16 protein-coding genes and 1 tRNA gene are annotated in these 14,153 nt (G+C 44.9%); 12 read left to right on the top strand and 5 right to left on the bottom strand.

Annotated elements, in window-relative coordinates; all coding sequences use genetic code 11:
• Positions 1-38 precede the first annotated feature (38 nt).
• Positions 39-1,856, top strand: coding sequence for a translational GTPase TypA (typA, locus tag M2125_RS04425; RefSeq protein ID WP_076024213.1), 1,818 nt, complete (start codon positions 39-41; stop codon positions 1,854-1,856).
• Between the two features lie 48 nt (positions 1,857-1,904).
• Here typA and M2125_RS04420 read toward each other — a convergent pair whose 3' ends face one another.
• On the bottom strand, positions 1,905-3,086 hold the full coding sequence (locus M2125_RS04420; protein WP_076024212.1) for an MFS transporter: 1,182 nt from the start codon (positions 3,084-3,086) through the stop codon (positions 1,905-1,907).
• Positions 3,087-3,143: 57 nt separating this feature from the next.
• On the opposite strand from M2125_RS04420, the gene M2125_RS04415 reads away from it, so the two are divergent.
• A complete protein-coding gene (locus tag M2125_RS04415; protein WP_280742553.1) occupies positions 3,144-5,504 on the top strand; it encodes a Tex family protein in 2,361 nt (786 codons plus the stop codon).
• 5 nt (positions 5,505-5,509) lie between these two features.
• Here M2125_RS04415 and M2125_RS04410 read toward each other — a convergent pair whose 3' ends face one another.
• Both M2125_RS04410 and M2125_RS04405 read right to left on the bottom strand, forming a co-directional pair.
• A complete protein-coding gene (locus M2125_RS04410) occupies positions 5,510-5,740 on the bottom strand; it encodes a hypothetical protein (RefSeq protein WP_076024210.1) in 231 nt (76 codons plus the stop codon).
• A 3-nt stretch (positions 5,741-5,743) separates the two neighbouring features.
• A complete protein-coding gene (locus tag M2125_RS04405; protein WP_076024209.1) occupies positions 5,744-6,517 on the bottom strand; it encodes a sulfite exporter TauE/SafE family protein in 774 nt (257 codons plus the stop codon).
• Positions 6,518-6,688: 171 nt separating this feature from the next.
• Between M2125_RS04405 and M2125_RS04400 the strand changes: the two genes are divergently transcribed.
• The 4 genes from M2125_RS04400 to M2125_RS04385 all read left to right on the top strand — a co-directional run bounded on the left by M2125_RS04400 (position 6,689) and on the right by M2125_RS04385 (position 7,989).
• Positions 6,689-6,946 carry a hypothetical protein gene (locus M2125_RS04400; protein WP_076024208.1) on the top strand — a complete coding sequence of 86 codons (258 nt, stop codon included), beginning with the start codon at positions 6,689-6,691 and terminating at the stop codon, positions 6,944-6,946.
• Positions 6,947-7,048: 102 nt separating this feature from the next.
• Positions 7,049-7,432 carry a translational machinery protein gene (locus tag M2125_RS04395; protein WP_076024207.1) on the top strand — a complete coding sequence of 128 codons (384 nt, stop codon included), beginning with the start codon at positions 7,049-7,051 and terminating at the stop codon, positions 7,430-7,432.
• Positions 7,429-7,695, top strand: coding sequence for a DUF1488 family protein (locus M2125_RS04390; RefSeq protein ID WP_076024206.1), 267 nt, complete (start codon positions 7,429-7,431; stop codon positions 7,693-7,695). The genes M2125_RS04395 and M2125_RS04390 overlap by 4 nt, the downstream gene beginning before the upstream one ends.
• Positions 7,696-7,734: 39 nt before the next feature.
• Positions 7,735-7,989: a hypothetical protein gene (locus tag M2125_RS04385; RefSeq protein ID WP_076024205.1), complete on the top strand. Its 255-nt coding sequence runs from the start codon at positions 7,735-7,737 to the stop codon at positions 7,987-7,989.
• Between the two features lie 48 nt (positions 7,990-8,037).
• On the opposite strand, the gene M2125_RS04380 is transcribed toward M2125_RS04385, so the two are convergent.
• The gene (locus tag M2125_RS04380) at positions 8,038-8,223 is read right to left on the bottom strand and encodes a hypothetical protein (RefSeq protein WP_076024204.1); all 186 of its coding nucleotides are present in this window, start codon (positions 8,221-8,223) and stop codon (positions 8,038-8,040) included.
• Positions 8,224-8,385: 162 nt separating this feature from the next.
• Between M2125_RS04380 and M2125_RS04375 the strand changes: the two genes are divergently transcribed.
• The 3 genes from M2125_RS04375 (at position 8,386) to M2125_RS04365 (ending at position 11,543) form a co-directional block, all read left to right on the top strand.
• Positions 8,386-9,879, top strand: coding sequence for an RNB domain-containing ribonuclease (locus M2125_RS04375; RefSeq protein ID WP_280742552.1), 1,494 nt, complete (start codon positions 8,386-8,388; stop codon positions 9,877-9,879).
• 139 nt (positions 9,880-10,018) lie between these two features.
• Positions 10,019-10,588: a CheB methylesterase domain-containing protein gene (locus tag M2125_RS04370; protein ID WP_280742551.1), complete on the top strand. Its 570-nt coding sequence runs from the start codon at positions 10,019-10,021 to the stop codon at positions 10,586-10,588.
• Positions 10,589-10,649: 61 nt separating this feature from the next.
• Positions 10,650-11,543 (top strand): pseudouridine synthase, encoded by an 894-nt coding sequence (locus M2125_RS04365; RefSeq protein WP_280742549.1) that lies wholly within the window; start codon positions 10,650-10,652, stop codon positions 11,541-11,543.
• A gap of 123 nt (positions 11,544-11,666) precedes the next feature.
• On the opposite strand, the gene M2125_RS04360 is transcribed toward M2125_RS04365, so the two are convergent.
• A complete protein-coding gene (locus tag M2125_RS04360) occupies positions 11,667-12,101 on the bottom strand; it encodes a hypothetical protein (protein ID WP_280741980.1) in 435 nt (144 codons plus the stop codon).
• Positions 12,102-12,225: 124 nt separating this feature from the next.
• Between M2125_RS04360 and dusA the strand changes: the two genes are divergently transcribed.
• The 3 genes from dusA (at position 12,226) to M2125_RS04345 (ending at position 14,079) form a co-directional block, all read left to right on the top strand.
• Positions 12,226-13,296 carry a tRNA dihydrouridine(20/20a) synthase DusA gene (gene dusA, locus M2125_RS04355; protein WP_280742548.1) on the top strand — a complete coding sequence of 357 codons (1,071 nt, stop codon included), beginning with the start codon at positions 12,226-12,228 and terminating at the stop codon, positions 13,294-13,296.
• Between the two features lie 55 nt (positions 13,297-13,351).
• A tRNA-His gene (locus M2125_RS04350) sits at positions 13,352-13,427 on the top strand.
• Between the two features lie 154 nt (positions 13,428-13,581).
• Positions 13,582-14,079 carry a hypothetical protein gene (locus M2125_RS04345; protein WP_280742547.1) on the top strand — a complete coding sequence of 166 codons (498 nt, stop codon included), beginning with the start codon at positions 13,582-13,584 and terminating at the stop codon, positions 14,077-14,079.
• The last annotated feature ends 74 nt before the right edge of the window (positions 14,080-14,153 follow it).

Raw genomic sequence — 14,153 nt, 5'->3', positions numbered from 1 at the left:
TCTTTATCTAACTTTTATTCTAACTACAGAAGCTTCACATGACTAAACGCGCACTTCGTAATATCGCTATCATCGCCCACGTTGACCACGGTAAAACTACCTTGGTTGATCAACTCTTGCGCCAATCCGGCACATTTCGTTCCAATGAAAAAATGACCGAACGCGTCATGGACTCGAACGACTTGGAAAAAGAGCGTGGCATTACTATTTTGTCCAAGAACTGTGCGGTTGAATATGACGGCACTCATATTAATATCGTTGACACACCGGGACACGCCGACTTTGGTGGCGAGGTAGAGCGTGTGCTTTCTATGGTTGATGGGGTATTGTTATTGGTGGATGCAGTTGAAGGTCCAATGCCACAAACCCGTTTCGTGACTAAGAAAGCCTTGGCGCTTGGCTTGAAGCCAATCGTAGTGATCAATAAAGTTGATCGTCCAGGTGCACGTACGGATTACGTCATTAATGCAACATTTGAGTTGTTTGATAAGCTGGGTGCCACTGAAGAACAGTTGGATTTTCCAGTGGTGTATGCCTCTGGTTTGAATGGCTATGCTGGCTTGACTGATGATGTGCGTGAAGGTGATATGCGCCCATTGTTCGACACAGTGTTAAAGCACGTGCCGGTGCGTGATGACAATCCTGATGGTCCTTTGCAGCTACAAATTACCTCGATTGAGTACAGCACCTACGTTGGCAAGATCGGTGTAGGCCGTGTTAACCGCGGAACAGTTAAGCCTTTGATGGATGTCGTATTTATGGATGGTCCTGATGGCGCTGTTCGTAAAGGCCGCATTAATCAGGTATTGAAATTCCGTGGACTTGAGCGTGAATTAGTGGATGAAGCACAAGCCGGCGACATCGTATTGGTAAATGGTATTGAAGACCTCGCGATTGGTACAACGATTTGCGCAGTTGACGTGCCAGAAGCTTTGCCTATGCTCAAGATTGATGAGCCCACCTTGACCATGAACTTTATGGTGAACACCAGCCCATTGGCTGGACGTGAAGGCAAGTTTGTGACTAGCCGTCAAATTCGTGAGCGTTTAGACCGCGAATTGAAATCCAATATGGCTCTGCGTGTTAAAGAAACTGATGACGATACTGTATTTGAAGTGTCTGGTCGTGGTGAATTGCACCTCACTATTTTGGTTGAAACAATGCGTCGTGAAGGTTATGAGTTGGCTGTTTCACGTCCTCGCGTGGTATTCCACGAAGTTGATGGCGTGAAGATGGAGCCATATGAGAACTTAACCGTGGACGTTGAAGATACAACTCAAGGCTCCGTAATGGAAGACTTGGGTAAGCGTAAAGGTGAATTGCTCGACATGGTAAGCGATGGTAAAGGCCGCACCCGTTTGGAATACCGTATTCCTGCGCGTGGCTTGATCGGTTTCCAGGGTGATTTCATGACAATGACTCGCGGTAATGGTTTAATGAGTCATACCTTTGATTCTTATGCTCCTGCTAAAGACGGTATTTTGGGTGAGCGTCATAACGGCGTACTGATTAGCCAAGACGATGGTGAAGCAGTAGCTTACGCGCTCTGGAAATTACAGGATCGCGGCCGTATGTTTGTAAGCCCTGGCGATCCTTTATATGAAGGAATGGTCATTGGTATCCATAGCCGTGATAACGACTTGGTTGTGAACCCTATTAAAGGCAAGCAATTAACTAACGTTCGTGCCTCTGGTACAGACGAAGCGGTTCGCTTGGTTACGCCTATTGCTATGAACTTGGAGTATGCGGTTGAGTTTATTGACGATGATGAATTGGTAGAAGTAACGCCTAAGAGCATTCGTATTCGTAAGCGCTATTTGAAAGAGCATGAGCGCAAGAAAGCATCGCGTGACTAAGTCATGCGTTAATAAAGAAGCCGCCCGAGATGTTGTAGGGCGGTTTTTTTATTCCGTTAAATAAAACAGAAAAGCGGCAGCTGGAAAGCCAAAGCCAATAGATGCCACTAGCGTCCAACCACCATATAGATAGGCTACACTGGCAATGCCAGAGCCGATAGCGCCACCAATAAAAAAGATGGCCATATACAAAGCATTCAAGCGACTGCGTACTTCTGCACCCAAAAGGTAGATTGTCCGCTGGCCTAAAACCACATTGCATTGCACGCCCATATCTAGCAAGATGCCAGCGAGCACTAGGCAAAATAGTGAGGCCGATGTTCCCCCAAAGAGAGACAGCAAAAATGCAAAAGCCCCAGTTGCCAAGGCAAATCCTGTGGCTGGTTTGGCATAACCTTTATCGGCAATTCGCCCAGCGATCGGTGCAGCAATGGCGCCCATAGCACCAGCTAGCGCAAACAGGGCAATACCTTGCTGAGAAAGCTTAAATAGTGGTCCAGATAGCAGTAGGGGTATCGCAGTCCAAAACAAGCTAAATGAGGCAAAAAGCGCTGCCTGATAGAGCGCTCGGCGGCGTAGGATTGGGGTATCTCTTAATAAAGACCATAGGGACTTAATCAGGCGGAAGTAATGGTGGTTTAGGGTAGGTTGGCGCTCTGGTAGCAAATTCCACAAAATAACTGCCAAGATGATTAATAGGACCGCAGACATTCCAAATACGGTGCGCCAACCAAAGTGGTGAGCAATGAAACCCGAAATCGGACGCGCTAACATCACACCCAATAGAAGGCCGCTCATGATGTTTCCTACGGTACGACCTCGACGCTCTTCAGGAGAAATGTGCGCCGCAATTGGGATTAGCATCTGTACGGCCACTGAGCCGATGCCTACTAAAAGGGAGGCAAATAAAAACCAGAGGGCATTGGGCGCTAGCATGGCCATCACCAAGGCTAGGATTGCCCCTGAGATTGTCAATAAAATCAATTTACGGTTTTCTACAAGATCACCCAGTGGCACAAGTAAGATTAGGCCGATGCAATACCCTATCTGTGTGAGGGTAACTATCAGGCTAGCAGCGGATTCTGAGAGGCCGATTTCTGGGGCAATTAAGCTAATTAAAGGCTGCGCATAGTAGAGGTTCGCAATCAAAATGCCGCAAGCCAGGGCGAAGACAAAAACAAGCCCTCGGGGCATATGAATTGAGGCTTTAGAGTTTGCTGTAAGGGTCATGTTCGATAGTTTATTCTCTATCCTTCAATCCTGTTTAGAACCTTTTTATAAGTATTTATGCTGCCTTCAATCGAACAAAGACTTGCCCTAGAACTCTCCGCTAAACCTGCTCAAGTAGCAGCAGCCATCGCACTCATGGATGAAGGTGCTACTGTGCCTTTTATTGCCCGTTACCGTAAAGAAGCTACTGGCGGATTAGATGATGCGCAACTGCGTTTGCTCGAAGAGCGCTTAAGTTATTTGAGGGAGCTGGAAGAGCGTCGTAAGGCGATCGTAGCTGCTATTGAGGAGCAGGGCAAGATGACCCCTGAGTTGCTCAAGAGCATTATGTTGGCGGAGGATAAGACTCGGCTAGAAGATTTATACCTGCCATATAAATTGAAGCGTCGTACTAAGGCACAAATTGCCTTAGAGGCAGGTTTGGAGCCGCTAGCAAACGACTTATTGCAAGATCCTAATCTCACCCTAGATGCTGAGGCAGCAAAATACATTAAAGAGGCCTTTCAATCTGACCAAGGTGATAACCTGGGTGTTCCAGATATCAAAGCAGCGCTTGAGGGTGCTCGCCAAATCTTGATGGAGCGTTTTGCTGAAGATGCTGCGCTAGTGCAGTCATTGCGTACTTACTTACAAGATCATGGTGTGGTTGAATCAAAGGTGATTGCAGGCAAAGAGCAAGAGGGTGAGAAGTTTGCGGATTACTTTGATTATTCTGAACCTATTAAAGCAATTCCATCGCATCGTGCTCTGGCTTTATTTAGAGGGCGTCGCGAACAAATACTGATGGTTAATTTGCGCCTGGATACCGAAGAAGAAAAGCCAAGATGGGATGCGCCTCACAACCCTTGCGAATCTCGTATTGCTAATCACTTTAAGATTAAAAATGAAGGGCGACCAGCTGATCAATGGTTGGCTGATACAGTGCGTTGGACGTGGCGGATTAAATGCTCCTTGCATCTTGAGTCTGAGCTGATGAGTGCTTTGCGTGAGCGCTCAGAAACTGAAGCCATTCATGTATTCGCACGTAACTTAAAAGATTTACTACTAGCAGCACCTGCTGGGCCACGAGTCACGATTGGTTTAGATCCTGGCATGCGTACCGGCGTGAAGGTGGCTGTGGTCGATGCCACTGGCAAGGTGGTCGATACAGATGTCATTTACCCACATCAACCCAAAAATGATTGGGCGGGTTCCCTGCACACACTGGCAAAATTGGCGGAGAAGCACCAAGCCACCTTAATCTCGATTGGTAACGGCACTGCATCGCGTGAGACCGATAAGTTGGCGCAAGACTTAATCAAGGCCAAGCCTGAATTAAGGCTCACCAAAATTGTTGTATCGGAAGCGGGGGCATCGGTGTATTCGGCTTCTGAATATGCCTCTAAAGAGTTACCCGGAATGGATGTTTCTCTACGTGGCGCAGTATCCATTGCCCGTCGTTTGCAAGATCCCTTGGCTGAACTTGTGAAGATTGATCCTAAATCAATTGGCGTAGGCCAATATCAGCACGATGTGATGCAAACTCAATTAGCGAAATCATTGGTAGCGGTAGTGGAGGATTGTGTAAACGCAGTGGGTGTGGACGTGAATACTGCTTCCGCACCTTTGCTCGCAAGAGTCTCGGGATTGAGCGCCACAGTGGCCGAGGGTATTGTGGCCTACAGAGACAGCAATGGGGCGTTTCAGAGTAGGGCTGATTTACGCAGTGTTCCACGCTTAGGCGATAAAACCTTCGAGCAAGCTGCAGGGTTTCTGCGCATTATGAATGGTAGCAATCCATTGGATGCCTCCGCTGTTCACCCTGAGTCTTATCCTTTAGTTGAAAAAATTCTGAGTGATATTAAAAAAGGTGTCAAAGAGGTGATTGGGGATGCTTCGATCCTCAAAAACTTAGCCCCTGAAAAATACGCTGATGAGAAATTCGGCATTCCAACGGTAAGCGATATCCTCAAAGAATTGGAAAAGCCAGGAAGAGATCCGCGTCCAGAATTTACTACCGCCACTTTCAAGGACGGTATCGAGAAAGTGAGTGACCTCAAGCCAGAGATGATTTTGGAAGGTGTGGTTACGAACGTAGCTGCTTTTGGTGCCTTTGTTGATATTGGCGTGCATCAAGATGGATTGGTGCATATTTCTGCATTAGCCAATACTTTTGTGAAAGATCCTCACTCGGTAGTTAAGGCGGGGCAGGTTGTGAAAGTAAAGGTGCTTGAGGTTGATGAGAAACGCAAGCGTATTGCATTAACTATGCGCTTAAGCGATGAGGCACCCAAAGCTGGCACACCGAAGCTACCACAAAAAAACTTTGATAGGTCTACCCCAAGGAATAATGAGCAAGGACAGTCGAATGCCGATAGACGTAGTTTGCCGCCAATAAATAATGCGATGGCCGCTGCTTTTGGAAAGCTCAAGAAATAGTCTGATTAGGGTCGATAGCGCCTGAGTAATTCCTCCAGCCCAAACGCATCATTCTGCTTGTGGAGCTGGCTAATGGATGCTCTTAGAGCGCGAATATCTTGTTTGCTTAGGGATTCTAATTTTTTGGAGTCCAATCCATAACTATCGATAAGATAGCGCTGGCCAGACTTGCTCAGCAAATGCTTGATGATCGTATAGATCAACACCAGGAAGATAGTTGCAATTGAAATAAGCATGACTTATTGGATATAGGCGTCGTAAAAAGTTTTTAGTATCAAGGCGCTCACAGTAATAAAAAAGGCTTTACGAATAAATACATTACCGTGTTTTATGGCCATTTTGCTTCCAATTTGGCCGCCAATTAAATTGGCAATCGCCATTAAAAAAGCGAGTTTTAAATTCATATAGCCCAGTGATAAAAAAACGCATAGCGCTCCAAGATTCGAGGCAACGTTTAGAAATTTAGATGGGGCGGCAGAGCGTAAAAAATCAAAACCCAGAACGCGGGCATACCAAAGCTTATAGAAGGCTCCAGCACCAGGCCCTAGAAAGCCATCATAAAAGCCAATTAACGCACCCCCCAAGGATGCAAGGCCAGTTTGCTTGTGATGTTGGTGACGAGGAGCATGCACTAAACCGGCGGTTGAGCGAATATTAAAAATTAATAAGGCCAGCAGGAAAAATGGTAAAGCCCCCCTTAACCATTGATTAGGAACTTGAGTTAGTAAATAAGCGCCTCCAACAGAGGCTAAAAATGCTGCTGAGCAGGAAATGAGCACCAGCTTCCAAGGGGTTTTATTAGCTTTGGCGTATTGAAACGCTGATCCACTAGTGCCCACCAAAGAGGCAATTTTATTTACTGACATCAGCGTCGCTGGTGGATATCCGGGAAGAAAAGAGAATAGTGCAGGCACTTGAATCATGCCGCCCCCGCCCATAATGGAATCAATTAGCCCAGCCATCAAGGCACATAAAAGCAGCAAGCAAATATCAAGCAAAGAAAGATCAAACATGGTCTTTTAAAATCATAGGGTAAATGCGAATTACGCTCATTATTGGGGTTCTTTATTCAGCAAAGATAAGTATAGTGACCTTATCCTGATCTGGAATATAGGTATGATTTACTGATGAAGAGGTTCAACAAGTCTATTTGTATGGGGTTAATATGGGTTGCGAGCATCCAAATGCCCCTTTTGGCCTTCGCCGATGAGGGGTCGCCACCGATTGATACTGCCAGACTATTCCAACCCCAGCGTAATCCTTATGCGCCGCGCCCCAAAGCACCGGTGTCGACTGATGAAGAGGGCGTCCAGGCTGGCAGCAACCCTAGCAAACCAACCCCAAAAGATACGAACATTACGGTGAATGGCCATGGCAATAGCAGCAATGGAACTTCTGGCGGAAATAACGCCACTATGCGCCATCGCTTCACCTTTGATTGATCTAAATCAAAAGAAATGTTCAAAATCTTTATTTGTCACTAATTATTCATCTGAATGCAGGCATACTAAAGCTGTTATTGAATTTAATTAATAAGGAATCACATGTCATTTAATCATTCGGTAGTTTGGATTGACCATAAAGAAGCGCATGTCATGTTTCTAAGCGAAACCGCTGATGAAGCCGAGGTAATTAAAACCAAATCAACTCATCCACATTTGCACCATAAGGGTGGTGAGATTGGTAGCGGTAGAGTTGCCTTGGATGATAAGTACCTGCATTCTGTTCTGCAGGCTGTTAAAGAATCAAAAGAGATTTTGATTATTGGCCCAGGTTCTGCAAAGTTAGAATTAATTAAGCATGCGCATCAACACGACCAAGATATTGCGAATCGCATTGTTGGTGTAGAAACAGTCGATCATCCAACGGATAGAGAAATTTTTGCTTACGCCAATAAGTTCTTTTATAAAGCGGATCAACTTCGATGAAAATTCACTTCATAGGCCCCGTTAGCTTTGGTAAAGACAAGTCCATTCACTTTCCGGCATCATTGGACGGTCATCCCTTGGATTGCGTTTTTAGTTATGAGGCCCTAGAGGATATTGATCCAGATAGTGTGTTAGGCGACCCTCTAGAGCATTTTGCAAAGCATCAGCTCAAGCTACTCTCAATAGCAGAGCAGAAGATTTTGAATGGGCACGCGCATAACGGTAAGATTGAAATCTACAGCAGCGATTTGGCAGCCGATTAGTTTGCTTGCTGAAGCATATTAGCCATTAGGAGGTAGCACATGGGTACTCAGCCATTAGGTCCGGATGGACTTCCGGGACATGATTATTTCTTAGATGCGGTAAATCATATCGACGCTGCGTTAGAGCAGAATTCGATTGCAGCAGGCGCAGCCAAGGGTCTGGTGTACAGCTTAGTTGAAACCTTGGGCGCAATGATTGGAGATCCCGATCTACCTGCTCATCTCCGCTCGGGTTATCAGGGCGCCCTGGATCTAGCCAAGGAGCTTCAAGTAAAAATTGATGGCTCTCTATAGATATTAGATGAGCATTCAAATATGAAAGGGTGACAAAGTCATCCTTTTTTATTCACGAGCCTTGGCAAACATAAACTCAGGGTTTCCCCGATTTTCTTCAACCGCTAAGCGTAAAGCTTCATTTTCAAATGCTTCGATCTCAAGTGGCACAAGACCATCCCCTAATTCAATTACATAAGTCCAAACAATCTCATGTGACCAATCTTTAGTAAATACATCGACAATGCGTTTCATATTGCTGCCTTCTTTTAATTCATACAGTACAAGCGATAAGACACCTTCTATGTATACGCTTAAAGATAAATCATTGCAAGAATCTAGGCAAATTTGAGGCGCAGGTATAAGATGAAAGCAAGATTCTCGCGATTAAAGGCATAGACTAGTTTGATCAATTCCGTGAAGTACCCATTTCGTACTCGTGAAATTAGCAATCATATCGAAGTGCTCTCACGTATCGCTGAGGGCGTGATGCTTGTGCGGGGCTTAGAACCCGAATTCTCTCCCGCGGTGCATGAACAGTTAGAGAAAATTCAGAATCCCGCTAGAGAAAATGATTCTTCGATAGTGGATTTGAGGAATTTGCCTTGGTGCTCGATAGACAACGATGACTCAAGAGATTTAGATCAGCTCACTGTAATGCGTAAAGATAGTGGTCATGACTATCACTTACTGGTTGCCATTGCTGATGTGGATGCACTTATTAAAAAAGGAACACCGATTGATGAGCATGCCTTTATTAATACGCGTTCTGTCTACACTTCTGCACGCATCTTTCCGATGCTACCCTTAAAGCTATCGACCAATCTGAGCTCTTTAAATCCTGGTGAGGATCGTTTAGCCATCGTTTGTGAAATGCATTTTTCTAAAGAGGCTGATCTCAAAAAATCCACTATTTACAGGGCTTTGGTACGTAACCAGATTCAGTTGGCCTATGATGCCAGCTCAGAATGGCTGGAGGGACGCGGGCAGTTACCTGAAAAAGCAGCAGCAGTTCCAGATTTGGAATGGCAATTAAAGATTCAAGATGAGTTAGCTCAAAAACTGCGGGTCAAGCGCCATGAAAATGGCTCATTAGAGTTTGATATTTTTCAGCCAAGAGCGAACTTTGTTGGCAACACCATTACTGAGATTAAGCAGCAAGATCATAATCGCGCTCGTCAGCTTATTGAAGAGTTCATGATTGCCACCAATGGATGTACCTCGCGCTTTTTAGGTCGCGCCGGAATTTACTCTATGAGAAGAGTAGTACGCTCACCGGAGCGCTGGTTGCGGATCGTCAAAGTAGCATTGGAACATGGATATACATTGCCTAATGATCCGGATGCACAAGCACTAGAAGCATTTTTGGCAAAGCAGCATAGAGAGGATCCAATACGCTTTCCAGATCTATCGCTGCTGATTGTCAAGTTGATGGGCTCTGGCGAATATATTGTTGAGAAGCCCACCAATCATCCAATTGGTCACTTTGGTTTAGCCGTTAGTGACTATATGCACTCGACTGCCCCAAATCGCCGTTACCCAGACATCGTTACCTTGCGCCTGATTAAGTCTGTTCTAGCAGGGCAGGAGCCGCCGTACTCTGTCGGAGAACTCAAGGCCATGGCTCTGCATTGCACTATTCAGGAAGATGTTACCAAGAAGGTAGAGCGCCAATTACGTAAATCCGAGGCTGCCCTTCTATTACATGACCGCATAGGCCAATATTTCAATGGCATTGTGTCTGGTGTAAACGAGAAAGGTACCTGGGTGCGAATCTTTAATCCACCTGTAGAAGGGCGCTTAATCAACGCTAAGGATGATTTTCTGGTTGGACGCCTGCTCAGGGTTAAGCTAATTTCAACCCATGTAGAGCGTGGTTTTATTGACTTTGTTACAGGCGTAGAGAATTAGCGATTGATTAGTGAGGAGAGTAAAAATGGCGTTAAGTACATTAAAAAGAATGGAATAAGATTGCCAAACCCAAAACCACTCCAATGTGAGCTCAGCCGATTGGTTATACCTAGGATAGTAGTGATCGGCGCCTCTACTGGTGGGCCTCAAGCTTTGGAGGCATTATTTTTTAAATTTAAATGCCGACTTCTCTATTCCAATTATTTGTGTCCAGCATATCAGCAATGGTTTTTTAGTCAGGATGCTTGACTGGCTGCAAAGTATGACGAATTTAAAAGTAGAAATCGCTCAAGAAAAGGGAGTTCCAATGGCGGGACATTTGTATTTCCCGCCCGAAGGAAAGCATCTTGAGATAGGTGTTGATGGTGGATTTAGAATCAGTTCGCATTCCCCAGGTGAAATTTATTGCCCAAGTATCGACAAGCTCTTTGCATCCGTTGCCGAGTCTTGCCCTTCAAGTTCGGTCGGAGTAATTTTGAGTGGTATGGGTAGGGATGGGGCCATTGGTTTGAAAAAGATCTTTGATTCAGGTGGGGATACGATTGCGCAGGATGAAACTAGCAGCATCATTTTTGGTATGCCCGCTGCAGCGATTGAGCTGGGAGGGGTATGGCATGTTATGTCTGTAGTACAAATTGCGGGCTATCTGAATGGACTCCAACCCTATTCCCAAGCTAAATATAATACAAATTCATTGCAGCCCTATTGATGAACATATAGGTGGTTTCGGGTAGATTCGATCCTAACATTAAGAGTAAATCACACCTTGCATGAAAATTAATTCCGAAGGGGTTTCGTCCTCAAGGGTATATTTACCTGTTACCTCAATTTACTCAGTTCTGATTGATTTTTTCGTTAATACTTTTTCCCATATTGATCAAGCGGAGTGGGTGGCTAGATTTAACGAAGGTTTAGTAATGACTATGGATGGTCATCCGGTTGCGGCAAATGACCCCTACATTCCCAATACCCACTTAATGTATTTCCGACGCTTGGATAGGGAACCTCAAATCCCCTTCGAGGAGGCGATTCTCTATCAAGATGAACATATTGTGGTGGCTGATAAACCCCATTTTTTACCTGTCACGCCAAGTGGCTTGTATCTTCATCAAACCTTGCTCAATCGTTTGAAAAAAAGAACTGGTATCCAGGCATTAAGTCCAATTCATCGGATAGATCGGGATACTGCAGGTTTAGTCATTTTTTCAATCAAACCCAATAATAGAGCGCAATATCAAAATCTATTTAGGGATAGGGCTGTAAAAAAGATCTATGAAGCGATTGCCCCTTACTCAGATGAGCTAGATCTGAAATTGCCTCTAACGTATCGTAGCCGCATAGAGGAGTCAGACCATTTTTTACAAATGAGAGAGGTGGACGGCCCCACAAATACCGATACGCATATCGAATTAATAGAACGTAATGGCGCATGGGCTCGCTATAGATTAAGTCCGGGTAGCGGAAAGAAGCATCAATTACGCTGTCATTTGAACGCCTTGGGAATCCCTATCAAAAATGATCAGATTTACCCTATTCTGACGCCATATCAAAAATTCGATCTGGACTTTACGCGGCCTCTGAAATTATTGGCTAAAGAAATTTGGTTTAGAGATCCAATTACCCATCAAGAGCGATCATTTATCAGTAATAGAGAGCTCGATTAATAGATCAAAAAATTTAAATAAATTGCACATGACGCTCATTAGGGCTAAAGCCGCTTGATCTTTTCCGATTACTTGATTAAAAATTGCTTTTGAATTGATTGATATATCCGTCATAAGGCGGGATTACCCAGGGAGGGTTTTGATGGCACCAGATTTAAGGGTTCGCTTCTTTTCTTGTCGCCGCTCTTGGCCGTGCTTTACCAGGCCCCTTGCAGTTAAGCTATCTATTCGCTTTTTACCTAGCCCGGACTGGGATATGAGTTTTAGGGTTCCCAACTTTGACCTAGCAATTTCTTCGCCCATGTCCTTTACGCCCTCTATATATAGAGAGATAAGTTCGGAGAGGGATATATCGCCATTTGTATTGGTTTTGGCAGTTCCCTGTAAAATTTTGGCAAGTTCAATAGTTTTGTATATTTTTGCTTCTTTAAGAGTTTTAAATGACTCTGAAGCTTCTACCGGTAATTTGGTAACAGGGCAACGTTGACGTATCCGTACTTTGTAAGTAGTCCCTTTTAAACCGACATATGACCTGATGAATTTTTCTATTTTTTCCATGATTAATCGTAGCAATTTGTGTCAAATTTGTGGCAGATTGATTGCGTTTTAGGGCAAGTTACTACGATTTATTGCGATTATCATATTCAAATACCTATATAGATAAAGGCTTACAGGTCGATTTATGAAAAAGAGATTAGCTGTAGCTCCGATGATGGAGTGGACTGACCGTCACTGCCGGTCATTTCATCGCACTCTCACAAAAGAGGCAATCTTATATACCGAAATGGTTACCACTGGTGCGCTGATTCATGGTGATGTACCGCGTCATTTGGATTATTCGCAAGATCAGCATCCAGTTGTTTTGCAATTAGGGGGTAGTGAGCCATCTGATTTAGCAAGAGCCGCTCAATTAGCGCAGCAGTGGGGCTACGACGAAATTGATCTGAATTGCGGTTGTCCATCTGAGCGTGTTCAACGTGGCGCCTTCGGGGCTTGCCTGATGTCTGAACCACAGATTGTTGCGGATTGCGTGCGAGCCATGAAGTCTGCTGTAGATATTCCAATTACTGTAAAGCATCGTTTAGGTCTAGACAGCATGGATGCTGCTAATTCAGAGGAGGATTACCAGTTTGCTTTGAACTTTATCCTCGCGGTAGCTGATGCTGGCGCAAGCCAAGTCACTATTCATGCTCGTAATGCAGTGCTTAAAGGTTTGTCACCAAAAGAGAATCGTAGCAAGCCGCCATTGCGCTACGAAGTTGCTGCAAGCTTGCGTCTGGATGCTAAAAAGGAATTCCCGAATTTGCGGGTACTGCTAAATGGGGGCTTAGAGGGCAATGAACAAATTGCAGGCCATTGGGATGATTTCGACGGCTTCATGGTGGGTAGGGCGGCATATCATTTTCCCGCCATGCTTCTAGGTTGGGATGACCTAATTCATAGCAACGGGGAAGCTGCTGGTTATCTCTTTAGCGAAACCGAGTGGCACCGCATTCAAATTGCTTTAATTAAACAGGTCCAAGCGTGGTTTGATGAATGTAACGCCAAAGGCAAGCCTTTCTATATTGGTGCATTTTCAAGACATATTCTAGGTTTGGCTCATGGCAGGGCGGGATCCCGCTACTGGCGTCAACGCCTCTCAGACCACCATGCCCTAGCTAAAGTGCAGAGCAAAGCGGCTATTGCCGATTTTTTCCTTGATGCCAGCTTATGCCTAGGTGATTGGGCTGCTTTTGAGTTTGAGTCGGCCTAGATAGGTCTTTTTGACAGGTTTTTGCGACAAAAGCTATAATCTTGGATCTTCAGTGGCGGACGTAGCTCAGTTGGTAGAGTCCCAGATTGTGATTCTGGTTGTCGCGGGTTCGAGCCCCGTCGTTCGCCCCATTGAATATTAAAAGGCTCCTATTAAGGGGCCTTTTTCTATTTCTGGTGATTATCTTGCGTGGTTTTATTGAAAATTGACGCCACGAGTCAATTGGCTCTGATAGCATGGCTTTGATGAGCCAACTTGATCTGATACCCCGTTAATAGCCTCAATATGTCCTATCTTTCAATCTGGCAGATGAAGAGGTATTGCCTAGGATTTACTTTGGCAGGAACTCTTTTAGTGTTAAGCGCCTGCGACTCCGCTGATTTGCCTAGTTATTGGCTTTGTGATGGGTTTGCCATACAGGAGCTTGTTGCTGACAATGGCATTGTCAAAGAATCTTATATCGATCACCATCAACTTGTCTTGGATATTTGGGGTAAATCCATTTACCAGTTCTATCAACCCACCTTAAGCAGTAGTTACCAGGTATGCGATGGTACTGATAAGGTAGGAGAATTTGATGGACTGATGCATTTTGCTTATCCGAATTGCAACTTAGATCCACATCCAACATTGGGCTTGATTTATGCGGATGGTGTTCTGAGCCCAGCGTCTGGCTTGCTGGTCATTCATGAGAGGAAACGCATGAATGAGCACTTGATTCGAAATGAAGGTCGCTATCAGTGTCAGAACTTAGGTCATCGCTGCGTATTTCAGCGATCGTGACCGCCTGTTTCAGATTCAGCGTGACCGTCAAGGCTCTAGTATTTGAAGGCTCAGTTATTGTAGTTTAGCGGTCA

This window comes from Polynucleobacter sphagniphilus, assembly GCF_029892205.1.
Classification (GTDB): domain Bacteria; phylum Pseudomonadota; class Gammaproteobacteria; order Burkholderiales; family Burkholderiaceae; genus Polynucleobacter; species Polynucleobacter sphagniphilus.
Note: the sequence above shows the minus strand (reverse complement) of the source record. Positions and strands in the feature narration are given on the sequence as shown.